This is a genomic window from Mycobacterium sp. IEC1808 (assembly GCF_002101935.1).
In the GTDB taxonomy this organism is placed as follows: domain Bacteria; phylum Actinomycetota; class Actinomycetes; order Mycobacteriales; family Mycobacteriaceae; genus Mycobacterium.
The window spans coordinates 57989-75785 of the sequence record NZ_LQPV01000017.1 but is presented as its reverse complement, the minus strand read 5'-3'; the positions used below and the strand labels follow the sequence as shown (position 1 = coordinate 75785).

The 17797-nt window shown below is 70.1% G+C and carries 19 protein-coding genes; 13 read left to right on the top strand and 6 right to left on the bottom strand.

All coding sequences use genetic code 11. From position 1 onward, the window contains the following. The first annotated feature begins 12 nt into the window (after positions 1–12). The 6 genes from AWB92_RS10965 (at position 13) to AWB92_RS10940 (ending at position 7109) form a co-directional block, all read left to right on the top strand. Positions 13–1239, top strand: a complete 1227-nt coding sequence (locus AWB92_RS10965) for a crosslink repair DNA glycosylase YcaQ family protein (protein ID WP_085185699.1) — start codon at positions 13–15, stop codon at positions 1237–1239. Continuing rightward, positions 1239–2579 (top strand): N-6 DNA methylase, encoded by a 1341-nt coding sequence (locus AWB92_RS10960; RefSeq protein WP_085185477.1) that lies wholly within the window; start codon positions 1239–1241, stop codon positions 2577–2579. The genes AWB92_RS10965 and AWB92_RS10960 overlap by 1 nt, the downstream gene beginning before the upstream one ends. Continuing rightward, positions 2576–3634 carry a restriction endonuclease subunit S gene (locus tag AWB92_RS10955; protein ID WP_085185475.1) on the top strand — a complete coding sequence of 353 codons (1059 nt, stop codon included), beginning with the start codon at positions 2576–2578 and terminating at the stop codon, positions 3632–3634. The genes AWB92_RS10960 and AWB92_RS10955 overlap by 4 nt, the downstream gene beginning before the upstream one ends. Positions 3635–3720: 86 nt before the next feature. After that, positions 3721–4473 (top strand): FAD-dependent thymidylate synthase, encoded by a 753-nt coding sequence (thyX, locus tag AWB92_RS10950; protein WP_085185697.1) that lies wholly within the window; start codon positions 3721–3723, stop codon positions 4471–4473. A 49-nt stretch (positions 4474–4522) separates the two neighbouring features. Continuing rightward, positions 4523–5425, top strand: coding sequence for a 4-hydroxy-tetrahydrodipicolinate synthase (dapA, locus tag AWB92_RS10945; RefSeq protein ID WP_085185473.1), 903 nt, complete (start codon positions 4523–4525; stop codon positions 5423–5425). A gap of 7 nt (positions 5426–5432) precedes the next feature. Beyond that, positions 5433–7109, top strand: a complete 1677-nt coding sequence (locus tag AWB92_RS10940; RefSeq protein WP_085185471.1) for a ribonuclease J — start codon at positions 5433–5435, stop codon at positions 7107–7109. On the opposite strand, the gene AWB92_RS10935 is transcribed toward AWB92_RS10940, so the two are convergent. From AWB92_RS10935 to AWB92_RS10925, 3 genes are read right to left on the bottom strand one after another with little or no spacing between them, the layout of a single operon-like run. Then, on the bottom strand, positions 7110–7982 hold the full coding sequence (locus AWB92_RS10935) for an SAM-dependent methyltransferase (protein WP_085185469.1): 873 nt from the start codon (positions 7980–7982) through the stop codon (positions 7110–7112). Positions 7983–7988: 6 nt separating this feature from the next. Further along, on the bottom strand, positions 7989–8813 hold the full coding sequence (locus AWB92_RS10930; protein WP_085185467.1) for a mycofactocin-coupled SDR family oxidoreductase: 825 nt from the start codon (positions 8811–8813) through the stop codon (positions 7989–7991). Continuing rightward, entirely contained in the window at positions 8810–9124 is a 315-nt protein-coding gene (locus tag AWB92_RS10925; RefSeq protein WP_068129134.1) for a putative quinol monooxygenase, read from the bottom strand. The genes AWB92_RS10930 and AWB92_RS10925 overlap by 4 nt, the downstream gene beginning before the upstream one ends. Before the next feature lie 101 nt (positions 9125–9225). Between AWB92_RS10925 and AWB92_RS10920 the strand changes: the two genes are divergently transcribed. Beyond that, complete coding sequence (locus AWB92_RS10920) at positions 9226–11769, top strand: DNA translocase FtsK (protein ID WP_193791396.1); 2544 nt, start codon at positions 9226–9228, stop codon at positions 11767–11769. Here the strand turns inward: AWB92_RS10920 and AWB92_RS10915 are convergent. Beyond that, positions 11766–12284 (bottom strand): amino-acid N-acetyltransferase, encoded by a 519-nt coding sequence (locus AWB92_RS10915; RefSeq protein WP_142282043.1) that lies wholly within the window; start codon positions 12282–12284, stop codon positions 11766–11768. The genes AWB92_RS10920 and AWB92_RS10915 overlap by 4 nt on opposite strands. An 83-nt stretch (positions 12285–12367) precedes the next feature. Between AWB92_RS10915 and pgsA the strand changes: the two genes are divergently transcribed. The 4 genes from pgsA to AWB92_RS10895 all read left to right on the top strand — a co-directional run bounded on the left by pgsA (position 12368) and on the right by AWB92_RS10895 (position 15135). Continuing rightward, the gene (gene pgsA, locus AWB92_RS10910; RefSeq protein WP_085185463.1) at positions 12368–12940 is read left to right on the top strand and encodes a CDP-diacylglycerol--glycerol-3-phosphate 3-phosphatidyltransferase; all 573 of its coding nucleotides are present in this window, start codon (positions 12368–12370) and stop codon (positions 12938–12940) included. Positions 12941–13042: 102 nt separating this feature from the next. Continuing rightward, entirely contained in the window at positions 13043–13378 is a 336-nt protein-coding gene (gene clgR, locus AWB92_RS10905) for a transcriptional regulator ClgR (RefSeq protein WP_068107218.1), read from the top strand. Between the two features lie 110 nt (positions 13379–13488). Continuing rightward, positions 13489–14307, top strand: a complete 819-nt coding sequence (gene pspA / locus AWB92_RS10900; protein WP_068107220.1) for a phage shock protein PspA — start codon at positions 13489–13491, stop codon at positions 14305–14307. 18 nt (positions 14308–14325) lie between these two features. After that, complete coding sequence (locus AWB92_RS10895) at positions 14326–15135, top strand: hypothetical protein (protein WP_085185461.1); 810 nt, start codon at positions 14326–14328, stop codon at positions 15133–15135. A gap of 14 nt (positions 15136–15149) precedes the next feature. On the opposite strand, the gene AWB92_RS10890 is transcribed toward AWB92_RS10895, so the two are convergent. Then, positions 15150–15581: a limonene-1,2-epoxide hydrolase gene (locus tag AWB92_RS10890; protein ID WP_085185459.1), complete on the bottom strand. Its 432-nt coding sequence runs from the start codon at positions 15579–15581 to the stop codon at positions 15150–15152. 62 nt (positions 15582–15643) lie between these two features. Between AWB92_RS10890 and AWB92_RS10885 the strand changes: the two genes are divergently transcribed. Next, entirely contained in the window at positions 15644–16810 is a 1167-nt protein-coding gene (locus AWB92_RS10885; RefSeq protein ID WP_085185695.1) for a nucleotide disphospho-sugar-binding domain-containing protein, read from the top strand. Between the two features lie 10 nt (positions 16811–16820). Next, a complete protein-coding gene (locus tag AWB92_RS10880; protein WP_085185457.1) occupies positions 16821–17027 on the top strand; it encodes a DUF3046 domain-containing protein in 207 nt (68 codons plus the stop codon). Between the two features lie 90 nt (positions 17028–17117). Here the strand turns inward: AWB92_RS10880 and AWB92_RS10875 are convergent, their stop codons facing one another. Then, positions 17118–17789, bottom strand: a complete 672-nt coding sequence (locus tag AWB92_RS10875; protein WP_085185455.1) for a (2Fe-2S)-binding protein — start codon at positions 17787–17789, stop codon at positions 17118–17120. Positions 17790–17797 lie beyond the last annotated feature (8 nt).

Below are 17797 nucleotides of genomic sequence, written 5' to 3'. Positions count from 1 at the left end.
GGCGCCGTGCCGATCGGGAAACGCACGCTGACCGCCGCCCAGGCTCGGCGCTTAGCCGTTGCGGCACAAGGGTTTAGCGAGCCGCGGCCCAAGGGCCCGGTCACCCGCGCGCATCTGAAGAGCCTGATCTCGAGAATCCAAGTGCTGCAGCTGGATTCGGTATCGGTGGCGGTGCGCGCCCACTACGCCCCGGTGTTCAGCCGGCTGGGGCCCTACGACCGCGACGTGCTGGACCGCGCCGCCTGGTCGCATTCGGCGCGCTCGCCGCGGCTGCTGGTCGAGTACTGGGCCCACGAGGCCGCGCTGATGGCCGTCGACGACTGGCCGCTGCTGCGGTGGCGGATGCGCCAGTACCGGCACGGCCGCTGGGGTACCCACATCGTCAAGGCCAACCCCCAACTCGCCGAGGACATTCTCGCCGCCGTCGCCGAGCTGGGGCCCAGCACCGCCGGGCAGATCGAGGCGCACCTGGCCGCCGAGCCGCGGCGGAAAAAGGGGACCTGGTGGACCCGCAGCGACACCAAGTGGGTCGCCGAGGCGCTGTTCGCCGCCGGCGCACTCACCACGGCCACCCGGGTGGGCTTCGCCCGGCACTACGACCTGGTGGAGCGGGTGCTGCCGCATAACGTGCTGGCCCGCGAGGTCGACGACGACGAGGCCCTCCGCGAGCTCACGCTGCGCGCCGCCACCGCGCTGGGCGTGGGCACCGAGGCCGACATCCGCGACTACTTCCGGCTGTCGGCCCAGCAGGTCAAGCCCGCGATCGCCGACCTGCTGGCCGCCGGTGAGATCGAACGGGTCGACGTCGACGGCTGGTCCGCCCCGGCGTACCTGCGGGCGGGCCGTACGTTGCCGCGCTCCGATCGCGGCACCGCGCTGTTGTGCCCGTTCGACCCGTTGATCTTCTTCCGGCCCCGGGTGGAGCGGCTGTTCAACTTCCACTACCGCATCGAGATCTACACCCCGGCCGCCCAACGCAGGTATGGCTACTACGTGTGGCCGCTGCTGATGGACGGCCGGTTGGTCGCGCGGGTGGACCTCAAGGCCGACCGGGCCACCGACTCGCTGCGCGTGGTGGGCGCGTTCGCCGAGCGCGACGTGTCTCGGCCCGCCGTCGCCGACGCGCTGGCGGGCGAACTGAATTCGATGGCGTCGTGGCTGGGGCTGGGCGGGTTCAGCGTCGCCGGCCGCGGCGACCTGGCGGGCGAATTGCGCGCGGCGGCCAAGCGGGCCGGCTGATGAAAGCGCTCAAGGACACGCTTTGGAAGGCCGCGGAAAAACTGCGCGGGTCGGTCCCGGCCGGTGAATACAAGGACGTGATCCTGGGCCTGGTGTTCCTGCAGCACGTCGCCGGTTCGCAGTGGCGAGCCCTGGTGGACAACGCGACATCACCGGACCTCGGCCGTCGCATCGACGACGCGATGGAGGCCGCCGCGATGCCGCCGCGCTACGAGAACCTCGACCCGCGCCGGCTCGGTGAGCTGGTGGGTCTGCTCGACGGTGCGCGACGCGGCCGGGACATGCTGGGCGAGATATACGAGTACTTCCTGGGCAACTTCGCGCGCTCCGAGGGCAAGCGCGGGGGCGAATTCTTCACCCCGCCAAGCGTCGTGCGGGTCATGGTCGAGGTGCTCGAACCGTCCAGCGGCCGCGTGTACGACCCGTGCTGCGGTTCGGGCGGAATGTTCGTGCGCACCGAGCAATTCATCGCCGAGCGCGACGGCGACGCCGCGAAGGTCACCATCTACGGCCAGGAGAGCATCGAGCAGACCTGGCGGATGGCCAAGATGAACCTCGCCGTCCACGGCATCGACGACGCGGGCCTCGTCCGCGGCGACACGTTCGTTCGCGACCAGCACGCCGGCGTGCAGATGGACTACGTGATGGCCAATCCGCCGTTCAACATCAAGGATTGGGCCCGCGACGAAGGGGATGCGCGCTGGCGCTTCGGCGTTCCGCCCGCCGCCAATGCGAACTACGCCTGGATTCAGCACATCCTGTCCAAGCTGGGCCCCGGCGGAAAGGCCGGCGTGGTGATGGCCAACGGGTCGATGTCGTCGAACACGCTCGGGGAGGGCGACATTCGGGCGCGGATCGTCGAGGCGGACCTGGTGTCGTGCATGGTGGCGCTGCCCGGGCAGCTGTTCCGCAGCACCGGAATTCCGGTGTGCCTGTGGTTCTTCGCGCTCGACAAGGGTGACCGAGCGGGCCAGGTGCTGTTCATCGACGCCCGCGCGCTCGGCTACCTGGTGGACCGCACGGAGCGCGCGCTGACCGACGAGGAGATCGTTCGCATCGGCGACACCTACCACGCTTGGTGCGCATCTGAGTCCGCTGCTTCCAAAGGCCTTGTCTACCAAGATGTTCCGGGTTTCTGCAAATCCGCGTCGCTGGACGATATCCGGGCCGCGGGCTATGCGCTCACGCCAGGGCGCTATGTGGGCGCGCCCGCGTCCGACGACGACGGGGAGCCGCTCGACGCCAAGATCGCCCGGTTGACGGGCGACCTGTTGGCGGCGCTCGACGAATCCGCGCGGCTGGAGCGGGTGGTGCGCGAGCAGGTGGAGCGGCTGCGATGAAGGCCAAGCTGGGGGACCACGTCGACTTCAGCAACGGGACCAGTTCTCCGGCGCGAACCCCGGACGGCCGCTTTCGCGTTTACGGCTCCAACGGTCCGATCGGCTATGCGGCGCAATGCAATGCGACCGGCCCCCTGATCGTGCTCGGGCGCGTCGGATCGTATTGCGGCAGCCTGCGGTACTGCGATTCGGACGTCTGGGTCACCGACAATGCGCTGGTGTGCCGGGCCAAGGACCCAGCGGAGACGCGGTACTGGTATTACGCGCTGCACACCTGCGGGCTCAACGGACACCGGGGCGGATCGGGACAGCCGCTGCTCAACCAGACGATCCTGCGTGAGGTTTGCGTCTCGACCGTCGCGGCCCCGCAGCGCCGCCGCATCGCCGAGGTGCTCGGTGCCGTTGACGACAAGATCGCCGCCAATCAACGCGTGATCGACGCCGCGGAGAGCCTGATGGTCGCCACCGCCGAGTCGGTGTCCGAACGCGTGCCGCTGTCCGCCCTCGCCCGCCGGTCGACGGAACTCCTCGGTCCGCCCGGGTTCGACGACGTGGTGGCCCACTTCAGCCTCCCCGCGTTCGACGACGGCGCGAAACCCCGGCTGGTCGCCGGGGAAAGCGTGAAGAGCGCCAAGTTCGTCCTGTCCGAGCCGTGCGTGCTGTTCGCGAAGCTCAATCCCAGGATTCCGCGCGTCTGGAATGTGGCGGGCCTGCCCCCGCAAATGGCTTTGGCCAGCACGGAGTTCGTCGTGTTGCGTCCCGTCGGCGTCGACACGTCGGCGCTGTGGGCGGCTTTGCGGCAGCCCGACGTCGTCGCGACGTTGCAGCGGCGGGCCGCCGGGACGTCGGGGAGCCACCAGCGCGTCCAATCGCGCGACCTGCTGGAGGTTCCGGTCCGCGACGTCCGGCGCCTGGCGCCCGCGGCGGCGCGGACGCTCACCGGACTGGGCGCGCTGTGTCACGCGCGCCGCGCGGAATCCGCGCGGTTGTCCACCTTCCGCGACACGCTGCTGCCGTTGCTGATATCGGGCGAGCTCGCGGTGGGCCCGGTCTAGCGCCGAAACTGCGCTCAGAGCGCCCGATCGGGCCCGAACCACGCGCTGAGCGCAGACTCGGCGCGCCCAACGATAAGGTGGGCGCCGTGGCCGAGACCGCGCCGCTGCGCGTGCAACTGATCGCCAAGACGGAGTTCCTGGCGCCGCCGGACGTGCCCTGGACGACCGACGCCGAGGGCGGCCCCGCGCTCGTCGAGTTCGCCGGGCGGGCCTGCTATCAGAGCTGGTCAAAGCCGAACCCGAAGACGGCGACCAACGCCGGCTACATCGGGCACATCATCGACGTCGGACACTTTTCGGTGCTCGAGCATGCCAGCGTCTCGTTCTACATCACCGGCATCTCGCGATCCTGCACCCACGAGCTGATCCGGCACCGGCACTTCTCCTACTCGCAGCTGTCGCAACGCTATGTGCCCGAGGGGGACTCGCGCGTCGTCGTCCCGCCGGGGATGGACCACGACCCCGAACTGCAGGAGATCCTCGTCAAGGCCGCCGACGCCAGCCGCGCCACCTACGCCGAGCTGTTGGCGAAGCTGGAAGCCAAGTTCGCCGACCAGCCGAGCGCGGTGCTGAGGCGCAAACAGGCGCGCCAGGCCGCCCGCGCCGTGCTGCCCAACGCGACCGAGACCCGCATCGTCGTCACCGGGAACTACCGCGCGTGGCGGCACTTCATCGCCATGCGCGCCAGCGAGCACGCCGACGTGGAAATCCGGCGCCTGGCCATCGAGTGCCTGCGCCAGCTCGTCGGCGTGGCGCCCGCGGTGTTCGCCGACTTCGAGGTCTCCACCCTGGCCGACGGCACCGAGGTCGCCACCAGCCCGTTAGCCACCGAAGCCTGAGCCGCGCGGCGGCTAATTGCGTTTGGTACCGCCAGGTAACCTGAAGACCGTGAGCACCGTCGGATTCGACGCCCCCGCCCGGTTGGGAACCCTGCTGACGGCGATGGTGTCGCCGTTCGCCGCTGACGGCGCGCTGGACACCAAGGCCGCGGCGCACCTGGCAAACCACCTGGTGGACGGGGGGTGCGACGGCCTGGTGGTCTCCGGGACCACCGGCGAGTCGCCGACCACCACCGACGACGAGAAACTCGAGCTGCTGCGCGCCGTGCTTGAGGCGGTCGGTGACCGGGCCCGCGTCATCGCCGGCGCCGGCACCTATGACACGGCTCACAGCGTCCGGCTGGCGAAGGCCTGCGCGGCCGAGGGAGCGCACGGGCTGCTGGTCGTCACGCCGTACTACTCGAAGCCGCCGCAGAGCGGGCTGATCGCGCATTTCACCGCCGTCGCCGACGCGACCGAGCTTCCGGTGCTGCTCTACGACATCCCACCCCGCTCGGTCATACCGATCCAGACCGAGACCATCCACGCGCTGGCCGCCCACCCGAACATCGTCGGGATCAAGGACGCCAAGGGCGACCTGCACAGCGGCGGCCAGATCATCGCCGAAACCGGGCTGGCCTACTACTCCGGCGACGACGCGCTGAACCTGCCGTGGCTGGCCATGGGCGCCACCGGCTTCATCAGCGTGATCTCGCACGTCGCGGCGGGCCAGCTGCGGGAGTTGTTGTCCGCCTTCGGCTCCGGCGACATGGCCACCGCCCGCAAGATCAACGTCGCGGTCGCCCCGCTCTGCAACGCCATGGGCAGGCTCGGCGGAGTGACCATGTCGAAGGCGGGTCTGCGCCTGCAGGGCATCGATGTCGGCGACCCCCGGTTGCCGCAGATGCCGGCGACGCCGGAGCAGATCGAGGCGCTGGCCGCCGACATGCGCGCGGCGTCGGTTCTCAGGTGAGTCAAGCGTGAACGAGGAACTCGCCCCACCGGGCCCCCTGGCTCCGGGCGGGTTGCGGGTCACCGCGCTGGGCGGCATCAGCGAAATCGGCCGCAACATGACGGTTTTCGAGCACCTGGGCCGGCTGCTGATCATCGACTGCGGGGTGATGTTCCCCACTCACGACGAGCCCGGCGTCGACCTGATCCTGCCGGACCTGCGCCACATCGAGGACCGCCTCGAGGACATCGAGGCGCTGGTGCTCACCCACGCGCACGAGGACCATATCGGGGCGATCCCGTTCCTGCTCAAGCTGCGCCCCGACATCCCGGTCGTCGGCTCGAAGTTCACCCTGGCGCTGGTCGCCGCCAAATGTCGCGAGCACCGCATCAAGCCGGTCTTCGTCGAGGTCTCCGAGGGGCAGCGCAGCACGCACGGCGTCTTCCAGTGTCAGTACTTCGCCGTCAACCACTCCATTCCGGACGCGCTGGCAATCGCCGTGCACACGGGCGCCGGGACGGTGCTGCACACCGGCGACATCAAGCTCGACCAGCTGCCGCTCGACGGCCGACCCACCGACCTGCCCGGCATGTCCCGGCTGGGCGACGCGGGTGTGGACCTGTTCCTGTGCGACTCGACGAATTCGGAGATCCCGGGCGTCGGCCCGTCGGAAAGCGAGGTCGGCCCGACGCTGCACCGACTGATCCGGGGCGCCGACGGCCGCGTGATCGTGGCGTGCTTCGCCTCCAACGTGGACCGGGTGCAGCAGATCATCGACGCCGCAGTGGCTTTGGGCCGGCGGGTGTCGTTCGTCGGGCGCTCCATGGTGCGCAACATGGGCATCGCCCGGGAGCTGGGCTTCCTGCGCGTGGACGACTCCGACCTGATCGACATCTCCGCCGCCGAGATGATGGCGCCCGAGCGGGTTGTGCTGATCACCACCGGCACCCAGGGCGAACCGATGTCGGCGCTGTCGCGGATGTCGCGCGGCGAGCACCGCAGCATCACGCTGACGTCCGAGGACCTGGTGATCCTGTCGTCGTCGCTGATCCCCGGCAACGAGGAGGCGGTGTACGGGGTCATCGACGAGCTGGCCAAGATCGGCGCCCGCGTCGTCACCAACCAGCAAGTGCGCGTTCACGTTTCCGGTCACGCGTACGCCGGCGAGCTGCTCTTCCTCTACAACGGGGTGCGGCCGCGCAACGTGATGCCGGTACACGGCACTTGGCGGATGCTGCGCGCCAACGCCAAGCTCGCGGCGCGCGCCGGGGTTCCGCAGGACTCAATCCTGTTGGCGGAGAACGGCGTCAGCGTCGACCTGATGGCCGGCAAGGCCACGATCGCAGGGGCCGTGCCGGTGGGCAAGATGTTCGTCGATGGGCTGATCACCGGCGACGTCGGCGACATCACCCTGGGCGAGCGGCTCATCCTGTCGTCGGGCTTCGTGGCGGCGATCGTGGTGGTGCAGCGCGGCACCGGGCGTCCGGCCGCCGCGCCGCAACTGATTTCGCGCGGCTTCTCCGAAGACCCCAAGGCGCTCGAGCCGGCCGTGCGCAAGGTCGAGGCGGAGCTGGAGCAGCTCGCCGCCGACAACGTGACCGATCCCGTCCGCATCGCCCAGGGCGTGCGCCGCACGGTCGGCAAGTGGGTCGGCGAAACCTACCGCCGGCAGCCGATGATCGTGCCGACCGTCATCGAGGTCTAGCTAGCGCTTCTCCGCGTACGCTGACCATTCCAGTTGCGAGGCACCGAGTTTGCGGCCGGCGGGCCGCACGTAACGCTGCACCAGCTCGTCGGGGCCGGCCTGCTCCACCAGCCGCCAGCCGTATTCGCCGATGAACCCGGCGACCTCGTCGGGATCCAGGCCGAAGTGCCACAGTTGGTGACGCTCGCGGACGTTGCGGTACAGCGTGCGGGTGCCGTACCGATGGCTGCCGTCGATGAAATCCCGTCGGACGTAGGTGAATACGATCCGGCTGCCGGGCGCGGCCGCGCGCAGTCCCTCCAGGGTGCGCCGGACGCCGTCCTCGGTCAGGTACTGGGTGACACCTTCCCACACGAAGAACGCCCGGTAGTCGGGGCGGTAGCCGTGCTCGGCCAACGAGGTGAGCAGGTCGTCGCGCTCGAAGTCCAGCGCCACCAACCGAACCGACAGCGGCGGCTCACCGAGCACCCGGCGCACCGTCTTGGCCTTGCGCGCGATGTTGACCGGCAGGTCCACCTCGAAGACCGGGATGCGGGCCCGGCGGGTCAGCCGATAGGCCAGCGTGTCCAGGCCCGCCCCGAGGATGACGACGGCGTCGACGTCGCCCAGCGCCGCCGCGATCTCGTCATCGATGAAGCGCTTGCGGCAGGCCAGATTCGCCCACAGCCCGGGCCCGGTGAACTCCGAGCCGCGGATCATCAGGCGGCGGGCCGGGCCACAGCGCGTCGCGCCGGCGAGCAATCGCAGCGGGCGCGGCAGGAAGAGTTCCGCGAGGTCGTCGTCCACCAGCCGGCGCCCGGCCGGCTCGTTGTGTTCGACGGCGGCCAACACCATAGGGCCGAACGCCGTCTGCGCCGCGGGATTTCGCGCCATGAGCGACTACTTGTTCAAGAAGCCCGCATCGACGGGCAGGGTGACGCCGGTGATGTAGCGGGCCTGGTCGGAGACCAGCCACGCCACCGCGTTGGCGATGTCCTCGGCCTGCAACACTTCCACCGGTAGCGCGTTGCCCAGGCTGCGCGGCTGGTCGGTCTGGGACGCCATCTTGGCGAGCCACTCCCGAGTGAACTCGTTGTTGATCATCGGGGTTTCGACGCCCGTCGGATGGATCGAGTTGACCCGGATGTTTTGGCCCGCAAGCAGATTCGCGTATACCCGCATCAGCCCCACCACGCCATGCTTGGCGGCCGCGTAGCCGACGGAGCCGGCGTCGGGACTGCCCACCCCGGCCAGCCCGGCGGCCGAACTGATCAGCACGATCGACCCGCCGCTGCCCTGCTTGACCATGGGTGAAATCGCGACCTTGATCGTGTTGTAGACGCCGGTGAGGTTGACGTCGATGACGTCGCGCCAGCCGTCGTCACCGGATGCCATCGGGGCGATGCCGGCGTTGGCGACCACGATGTCCAGCCGGCCGAATTCGTCGAGGCCGGCCCGCACCGCGGCGGCAAGCGATTCGCGGTCGCGGACGTCGGCCTGCTTGGCGACGATGCGGGCGCCGGTGTCCTCGACGAGCTTCACGGTGGCCGCCAGGTCCTCCGGGGTGGCCAGGGGATAGGGGACGCTGGCGATCTGCTCGCACAGGTCGACCGCGATGATGTTCGCGCCGTCGGTGGCCAGCCGCACCGCGTGCGCGCGGCCCTGGCCGCGGGCGGCCCCGGTGATCAGCGCGACTTTTCCTTGCAGCGGGGCGTTACCACTCACGCGCGCAGCTGTCCCTTGTCCGGGTCGCCGGCCGGAATCGGCTGCAGCATCTTGATGTCCGGCGCGCCGGCCAGGTGCTCGCCGGCCGCCGTGAACAGCTTGGTGATCGCCGGGGCGGTGCTGTGCACCTTGAGTGCTTCCTCGTCGGCCCACTGCTCGACGAAGACGAAGGTCTCGCCGGTCTGGTGCAGCGAATACAGCTGGCAGCCGGGCTCCTCGTGCACTTCCGATACCGCAGTGGTCAGGATGTCGCGGACGGTGTCGACCGATTCGGGTTTGACGGTCATGGTGGCGACGACGACGACGGGCATGCTCAGGGCCTCCTGGGGGTGAGAGGGGTGGGTGACGGCATGACGTAGATCACCGCTAGCCACCCTACCCAGGCCCGATCGGCGGCATCGCCCGCCCGGCGATGGTTACCAGTGTGGCGGGTGGTGTAGATGAGGCTTTTGCGACTACTCTGAGCGTCATGCCCAGTAAGACCGCCGCCCGCTCCGGAGCCCGAACGAGCAGGTCAAAGGCACCGTCGCGGGGGAGGTCCCGAACCGCGCGCCCGGCGGCGCCCCGCAAGAAGGCGGGCAGGCCCGCCAAGCGCCGCAACTCCTCCCTGCTGGTCGCCACGGGGCTGACCTGCGGGCGCGCCATGCGCGCCACCTGGCTGATGGCCGCCCGCGGCACCGGCGGCGCCGCGCGCTCCATCGGGCGCGCCCGCGACATCGATCCCGGGCACCGCCGCGACGGGATCGCGCTGGTGCTGCTCGGCGTCGCCGTCGTGGTCGCCGCGAGCTCGTGGTTCGACGCCGCCCGTCCGGTCGGCGCGTGGGTCGACACGCTGCTGCGGACGTTCATCGGCTCGGGCGTCCTGGCGCTGCCGGTGGTCGCCGCCGCGGTGGCGGTCACGCTGATGCGGACCGAGCCCAATCCCGAGGCGCGCCCGCGGCTCATCCTGGGCGGCAGCCTGATCGCCCTGTCGGCGCTCGGCCTGCGGCACCTGTGGTCCGGCTCGCCGGAGGACCCCGAATTGCGCCGCCGCGCAGCGGGATTCATCGGTTTCGCCATCGGCGGTCCGCTGTCGGACGGGTTGACGCCGTGGATCGCCGCGCCGCTGTTGTTCATCGGCTTCATGTTCGGGCTGCTGCTGCTCACCGGGACCACTATCCGCGAGGTGCCCGACGTGGTGCGTTCCATGTTCGGTGGCCGGTTGCTCGGCGACGACGACGTCGCCTACGACTACGCGGACGAGTTCGACGACGACGATCAGCCCCGCGACGACTTCTCCGACGGCTATTACGACGAGTCCCCGGAACCGGAACCGCAGGCGTGGCCGTCGGCCGCCGCCGCGCCGGCCAGCCTCGACGAACCGATCGCGGACGACACGCCCACCATCCCCGAACCCGGGCGAAGCCGCCGTCGCACCAAGAAGCCGGAGCCGCTGGTCGTTGATCGGGTGGTCGAGGGGCCCTACACGCTGCCGGCGCTGAGCCTGCTGATCGCCGGCGATCCGCCCAAGAAGCGCAGCGCCGCCAACAATGTCATGGCCGACGCCATCAGCGAGGTGCTCAACCAGTTCAAGGTCGACGCCGCCGTCACCGGCTGCACCCGCGGACCCACCGTCACCCGCTACGAGGTCGAGCTGGGCCCCGGCGTGAAGGTGGAGAAGATCACCGCGCTGCAGAAGAACATCGCCTACGCGGTGGCCACCGAGAGCGTCCGAATGCTGGCCCCGATCCCCGGCAAGTCCGCCGTCGGCATCGAGGTGCCCAACACCGACCGGGAGATGGTGCGGCTGGCCGACGTGCTCACCGCGCCGTCGACCCGGCGCGACCACCACCCGCTGGTGATCGGGCTGGGCAAGGACATCGAGGGCGACTTCATCTCGGCGAACCTGGCGAAGATGCCGCACCTGCTGGTCGCCGGCTCCACCGGATCCGGCAAGTCCAGCTTCGTGAACTCGATGCTGGTGTCGCTGCTGACGCGGGCCACCCCGGAGGAGGTCAGGATGATCCTGATCGACCCGAAGATGGTGGAACTCACGCCGTACGAAGGCATTCCGCACCTGATCACCCCGATCATCACCCAGCCGAAGAAGGCGGCGGCCGCGCTGGCCTGGCTGGTCGAGGAGATGGAGCAGCGCTACCAGGACATGCAGGCCTCCCGGGTGCGCCACATCGACGACTTCAACGCCAAGGTGCGCTCCGGCGCGATCACCGCGCCGCTGGGCAGCCAGCGCGAATACCGGCCCTACCCGTACGTGGTGGCGATCGTCGACGAGCTGGCCGACCTGATGATGACCGCGCCGCGCGACGTCGAGGACGCCATCGTGCGGATCACCCAGAAGGCCCGCGCCGCGGGCATCCACCTGGTGCTGGCCACCCAGCGCCCGTCCGTCGACGTCGTCACCGGCCTGATCAAGACCAACGTGCCGTCCCGGCTGGCGTTCGCGACGTCGTCGCTCACGGACAGCCGGGTGATCCTGGACCAGGCCGGCGCGGAGAAGCTGATCGGCATGGGCGACGCCCTGTTCCTGCCGATGGGCGCCAGCAAGACGGTCCGGCTGCAGGGCGCCTTCATCACCGACGACGAGATCCACGCCGTCGTCAACGCGTGCAAGGATCAGGCCGAACCCGAATACACCGAGGGCGTCACCACCGCCAAGACGACCAGCGAGCGCACCGACGTCGACCCCGACATCGGCGATGACATGGACCTGTTCCTGCAGGCCGTCGAGCTGGTGGTGTCCAGCCAGTTCGGCTCGACCTCGATGCTGCAGCGCAAGCTGCGGGTCGGCTTCGCCAAGGCCGGCCGGCTGATGGACCTGATGGAGACTCGCGGCATCGTCGGGCCCAGCGAGGGCTCCAAGGCGCGCGACGTGCTCGTCAAGCCCGACGAGCTGGCCGCGACGCTGGCCGCGATCCGGGGCCTGGACGGCGGCTCCGGCGACGAGGCCGGCGACTAGAGCACCAGCAGCATCCGGGAGTTGCCCAGGATGTTGGGTTTGACGTAGCTCAGGTCCAGGAACTCGGCGACACCGATGTCGTAGGAGCGGCACATCTCCTCGTACACCTCGGCGGTGACCGGCGTGCCCTCGATCTCGGTGAAGCCGTGCCGGCCGAAGAACTCGGTCTCGAAGGTCAGCACGAACAGCCGCTCCAGCTGCAGCTCGCGCGCGACCTCCAGCAGCCGGTTGACGATCGCGTGGCCGATGCCCTGCCCGGTCACCGACGGGTCGACAGCGACGGTGCGAATCTCGCCGAGGTCCGACCACAGCACGTGCAGCGCCCCGCAGCCGACCACCTTGCCGTCGGCGTCCTCGGCCACCCAGAACTCCTGGACGGCCTCGTACAGCGTCACCAGGTTCTTTTCCAGCAGGATGCGCCCGGCATAGGTGTCGACGAGGTGTTTGATCGCGGGAACGTCCGACGTTCGCGCGCGCCGGACCACGGGCAAGCGGTCGCGTGAGCTTTCGGTCACGGGTAACAGTATCGGCAACGGCGAAGGGAGCGCTGGTCAACGGTTATTCTGATGCCGTGTCGGCACAGCCTGAAACGTCCGGAATGGCTGGCCGCGCCCGCATCGCCAACCTGGCCAACGTCCTCACACTGCTGCGGCTGGTGCTGGTCCCCATCTTCCTGTTCGCGTTGTTCACCGGCGACGGTCACCAAATCGTCGGGCGCATAGTCGCTTTCGTGATTTTCGCCGTTGCCTGCCTGACCGACCGGTTCGACGGTTTGTTGGCCCGCAACTACGGAATGGCGACCGAATTCGGTGCGTTCGTCGATCCGATCGCGGACAAGGCGCTGATCGGGTCGGCGCTGATCGGCCTGTCGATGCTGGGCGACCTGGCGTGGTGGGTCACCGTGGTGATCATGGCCCGCGAAGTCGTGGTCACGCTGCTGCGGCTGGCCGTGATCCGCCGCGGCGTCATCCCGGCGAGCTGGGGCGGCAAGCTCAAGACGGTGGTTCAGGCGCTGGCGATCGGCCTGTTCGTGCTCCCGCTGACCGGACCGTTCCGGGTGGTGGCCGCGGTCGTGATGGGCATCGCGATCGTGCTCACGGTGGTCACCGGCATCGACTACGTCGCCGGGACGATCAGGACCGTCCGGCGAGTTCGCCAGACGACCGGCTGAACGGGAACCAGGGCGCCGTTGGCGGCGTTGACCTTTATGAGTGCCTGCTGAATGGGGTCTGTTTTCGTGCTGAGCAGGGCTGACTGGACGAAGGAGGGCGGGATGCCGCCATTGATGCGCGAGGTCATCGGCGACGTGTTGCGTCGGGCCAGGACGTCACAGGGCCGGACGCTGCGGGAGGTCTCGGATTCGGCACGGGTGAGCCTCGGATATCTCTCGGAGGTGGAGCGCGGCCGCAAGGAGCCGTCCAGCGAGCTGCTCAACGCGATCTGCGACGCGCTGCAGGTGCCGCTGTCGGCGGTCCTCACCGGCGCCGGGGAGCGGATGGCCAGTGCGGAACACGCGGCCCACAGCGCCGCGACCGCCGGGGCGAGCAGCACCATCGACGCCAGCACCAAGGTCGTCATTCCGCCGGTGGCCTCGCTGGCCGTGGCCTGAGCGCGTCGACGACCCGATCGGCGTCAGGGGTGGGGCGATCGTCGCCGACCCATTAAATTGAGCGGCAGGGCGCCTGCCCGGCATACGAGAAGCGAAGGTGGAGCTGACTGATGGCCAATCCGTTCGTCAAGGCGTGGAAATACCTCATGGCGCTGTTCAACGCCAAAATTGACGAGCACGCCGACCCCAAAGTGCAGATCCAGCAGGCCATCGAGGAGGCGCAGCGCCAGCACCAGGCGCTGACCCAGCAGGCGGCGCAGGTGATCGGCAACCAGCGCCAACTCGAGATGCGGCTCAACCGCCAGCTGGCGGACATCGAAAAGCTCCAGGTCAACGTGCGCCAGGCGCTGACGCTCGCCGACCAGGCCACCGGCGCGGGCGACGCCGCCAAGGCCGCCGAGTACAACAACGCCGCCGAGGCGTTCGCGGCGCAGCTGGTGACCGCCGAGCAGAGCGTCGAAGACCTCAAGACGCTGCACGACCAGGCGCTGTCCGCCGCGGCCCAGGCCAAGAAGGCCGTCGAACAGAACTCGATGGTGCTGCAGCAGAAGATCGCCGAGCGCACCAAGCTGCTCAGCCAGCTCGAGCAGGCGAAGATGCAGGAACAGGTCAGCGCGTCGCTGCGGTCGATGAGCGAGATCGCCGCCCCGGGCACCACCCCGAACCTCGACGAGGTCCGCGAGAAGATCGAACGCCGCTACGCCAACGCGATCGGGTCGGCCGAACTCGCCCAGGGCTCCGTGCAGGGCCGGATGCTCGAGGTCGAGCAGGCCGGCATCCAGATGGCGGGCCACTCCCGGCTCGAGCAGATCCGCGCGTCGATGCGCGGCGACGCCCTGCCGGCGGGTGGGACGCCCGCCGCCGGGGCCACTCCCGCGCCGGCCGAGAGCGCCGGCGGTCAGGTCGCCGAGAAGCCCTTTGGTCAGTAACGCCGCGGACGGTTCGCGATGGCGGTGAAAGCGACTCAGCGCTCGCCATGGCGGGCGGTGGTGCAGCGCGGATTGGACACCGCCGCCGACCTTTCCGACTTCGTCGCCCAGAAGATCAGCGCCGCCGCCGATCCGCGGGCGCGGTTGCTGCGCCGACGCCGCCGGGCGCTGCGGTGGGGTGTGATCTTCGGCGTCGGCTGCCTGTTTTGGATCGTGGTGACCGGCGTGCTGGCGGCGTGGGGCTGGTTCGCGCTGCTGCTGGAGGTCACCGGCGGCGTCGCGGTCGTGCTGGCGATCCCGGCGACGCTGTTGCTGCTGCGCTACCGCTGGCTGCGCGCCGAGCCGCTGCCGGCGCGGCGGCCTGCCAACACGCGCCGGCTGCCGCCGCCCGGCTCCGCCGCCCGGCCGGCGATGTACGCGCTGGGCGCCTCCGAGCGCGGCTTCTCCTCGCTGTTGGGCGTGATCGAGCGCGGCGCCATGCTGCCGGCGGACGAGATCCGTGATTTGAGTGCCGCGGCCGGCAAGACGTCTTCGGCGATGGCGGCCACCGCCGCCGAGGTGGTGTCGATGGAGCGGGCGGCCCAGTACGCCGAGTCGTCGCGGTCGTATCTGGTGCCCACCATCAACGCGTTCACCGCGCAGTTGAGCGCCGGCGTGCGTCAGTACAACGAAATGGTCACCGCCGCAGCGCAATTGGTGTCGTCGGCGAACGGCGACGGGGCCGGTGCGGCGCGGCAGCGCTACCGCGAGGAGCTGGTCGGCGCGACTGATCGCCTGCTGGGTTGGGCGCAGGCGTTCGACGAGCTGGGCGGGTTGCCGAAGGCCTAGAACGCCTAGAACCCCTAGAACGAAGCCTTCAGCGACGGCACGACGAGCGCCGCCAGGCCGCGCAGCGTCGCCTTGAACATGTCGAAGAAGTCAAAGTAGTCCCGCCACAGCGTGATTCGCCCGTTGTGCACCTCGAACACGCCGCAGACCCAGAACTGCAGCCGCAGCGGGCCGACGATCAGCGCGTCGGTGCGCTCGGTGAGCACCGCGGCGCCGTCGGCGGCGATGCGGTGAATCTTCACCTCGAACGCCCCGCGGCCCTCCATCGCGCGGAACAGCTTGATCGCCCGGGCGCGGCCGCGGATCGTGGGCAGGCCGACGTTCTCGTAGACGAGGTCGTCGTCCAGCGCGGCCTCGGCGGCCTCGAGGTCCGAATCTTGAAGCGCGTTCAGGAAACCCTCGACCGTGCGGGTGTTCGCGACGCCTGTGTCAGTCAGCTCGGTCATGGCCGCCAGCCTATTCGACCGGGGTTGTGCGTGGCAGCGCGGCGCTGTGGCAGGGTGGGTCGATGCGCGTCGCCGTGGTCGCCGGGCCGGATCCCGGGCACTCGTTCCCCGCGATCGCGCTGTGCCAGCGCTTCGTCGAGGCGGGCGATCGGCCCACCCTGTTCACCGGCGCGGAATGGACGGGCGCCGCCCGCGCGGTCGGCATCGACGCCGCCGAATTAGACGGGCTGGCCGCCACCGACGAGGACATCGACGCCGGCGCCCGGATCCATCGCCGCGCCGCGCGGATGGCGGTGCTCAACGTCCCGGCGCTGCGCGACCTGGCGCCCGACCTGGTGGTCTCGGACGTCATCACCGCGGGCGGCGGGATGGCCGCCGAGCTGCTGGGGATCCCGTGGATCGAGCTCAACCCGCATCCGCTGTACCTGCCGTCGAAGGGGCTGCCGCCGATCGGCAGCGGGCTGGCGCCGGGCACCGGCTTCCGCGGCCGGCTGCGCGACGCCAGCATGCGGGCGCTGACGGGGCGATCCTGGCGCGCCGGCATCAAGCAGCGCGCGGCCGCCCGGCTCGAGATCGGGCTGCCCGCCGTCGACCCCGGGCCGCTGCGCCGCCTGATCGCCACGCTGCCCGCCCTTGAGGTGCCGCGCCCGGACTGGCCGGAGGAGGCCGTCGTCGTCGGGCCGTTGCACTTCGAACCCACTGATCGGGTGCTCGAGGTGCCGCCCGGCCCCGGGCCGGCGGTGGTGGTCGCGCCGTCGACCGCGTCGACCGGGACGGCGGGCCTGGCCGAGGCCGCGCTGGAGTGCCTGATACCGGGGGAGACGCTGCCGGCGGGCTCGCGCCTGGTGGTCTCGCGGCTGGGCGGGGCGGAGCTGACGCTGCCGCCGTACGCGGTGGCCGGCCTGGGGCGCCAGTCCGACCTGCTGGCGCACGCCGACCTGATGATCTGCGGCGGCGGCCACGGGATCGTGAGCAAAACGCTGCTGGCCGGCGTGCCGCTGGTCGTGGTCCCGGGCGGCGGGGACCAGTGGGAGATGGCCAACCGCGTGGTGCGCCAGGGGAGCGGACGGCTGATCCGGCCGCTGACCGCCGACGCGCTGGTAGTCGCCGTGGGCGAGGTGCTGGCGTCGCCCGGCTACCGCGACGCCGCGCGCCAGGCCGCCGCCGGCATTGCCGACGTCGCCGACCCGGTGTGGGTGTGCCGCGAAGCGCTGGCTTTAGCAGGGTAGCTCGCTGGGTATGTTGGCGTGCGTGCGGCTGACGGAGTTCAACGAGCGGGTTGTGTTGCGGTTCGGTTCCACCTACGGCGCGTCGGTGCTGGTGGATCACGTGCTGACCGGGTTCGGCGGCCGCACCGCCGCCCAGGCGATCGAGGACGGGGTGGAGCCCCGCGACGTCTGGCGCGCCCTGTGCGCCGATTTCGACGTGCCGCGCGATCAGTGGTGAGTGTGCGCTGGCGGCTTTGACTGTGCGCTGGTGGCGCGATCCGCGCCTGTTTACCGCCCTGGATACACACGCAAAACCTGGGCTGCACACTCAGCGGCCCGGGCGCTCACGGCGAAACACGCAGTCGCCGCAGACCGATCGGCCGGGCACGCGATAGAACAGGCAACAGCTGCGACGCCGGAAGCCCAGATGGGAGCCGGTGATCACGCCGGACCCGGCCAGCATGCCGGTTTCCAGCAGGGATTCGGTCATCTCGATGATCGCGGGCCGCAGGTCCGGGCGCGCGACGAGCAGCGCCCGGGACGCCCCGACCAGCGCGGACGCGATGTTGCCCGCCAGCAGGGCGGGCGCCAGTTTCACGCGCAGGCCGGCGGCGAACGGTTTCATGTGCCCTTTGACGACGAGGCGGTACAGCAACTTCGCCGACGGCCGGTCGACGGCCTGCCCGACGGGCTCGGGGATGCGCAGCTGCGCCCCGTCGTCGGCCCGCTGCAGGCATTTGAGATCGGGGATCACCCCATGGCCCAGCGCACACGCCAGCACCGGCGACCACAACCGCGTGGCGTGGCCGAGGTGGACCAGCGACGCGGCGATCCGCAGGTCCGACGTGTGATAGCGCCGCGCGGTGGCGTGGATCAGGTCGGCGAACCCGTCGGCGTATGACTGCCCGACCGGATGCCACCCCGCCGCGTCGCCGCCGACCGTGAACGTGAAAAACCTTTTATAAGAAGATATTTCGGCCAGCTCGGCAGAAATGTCCATGCGCAACC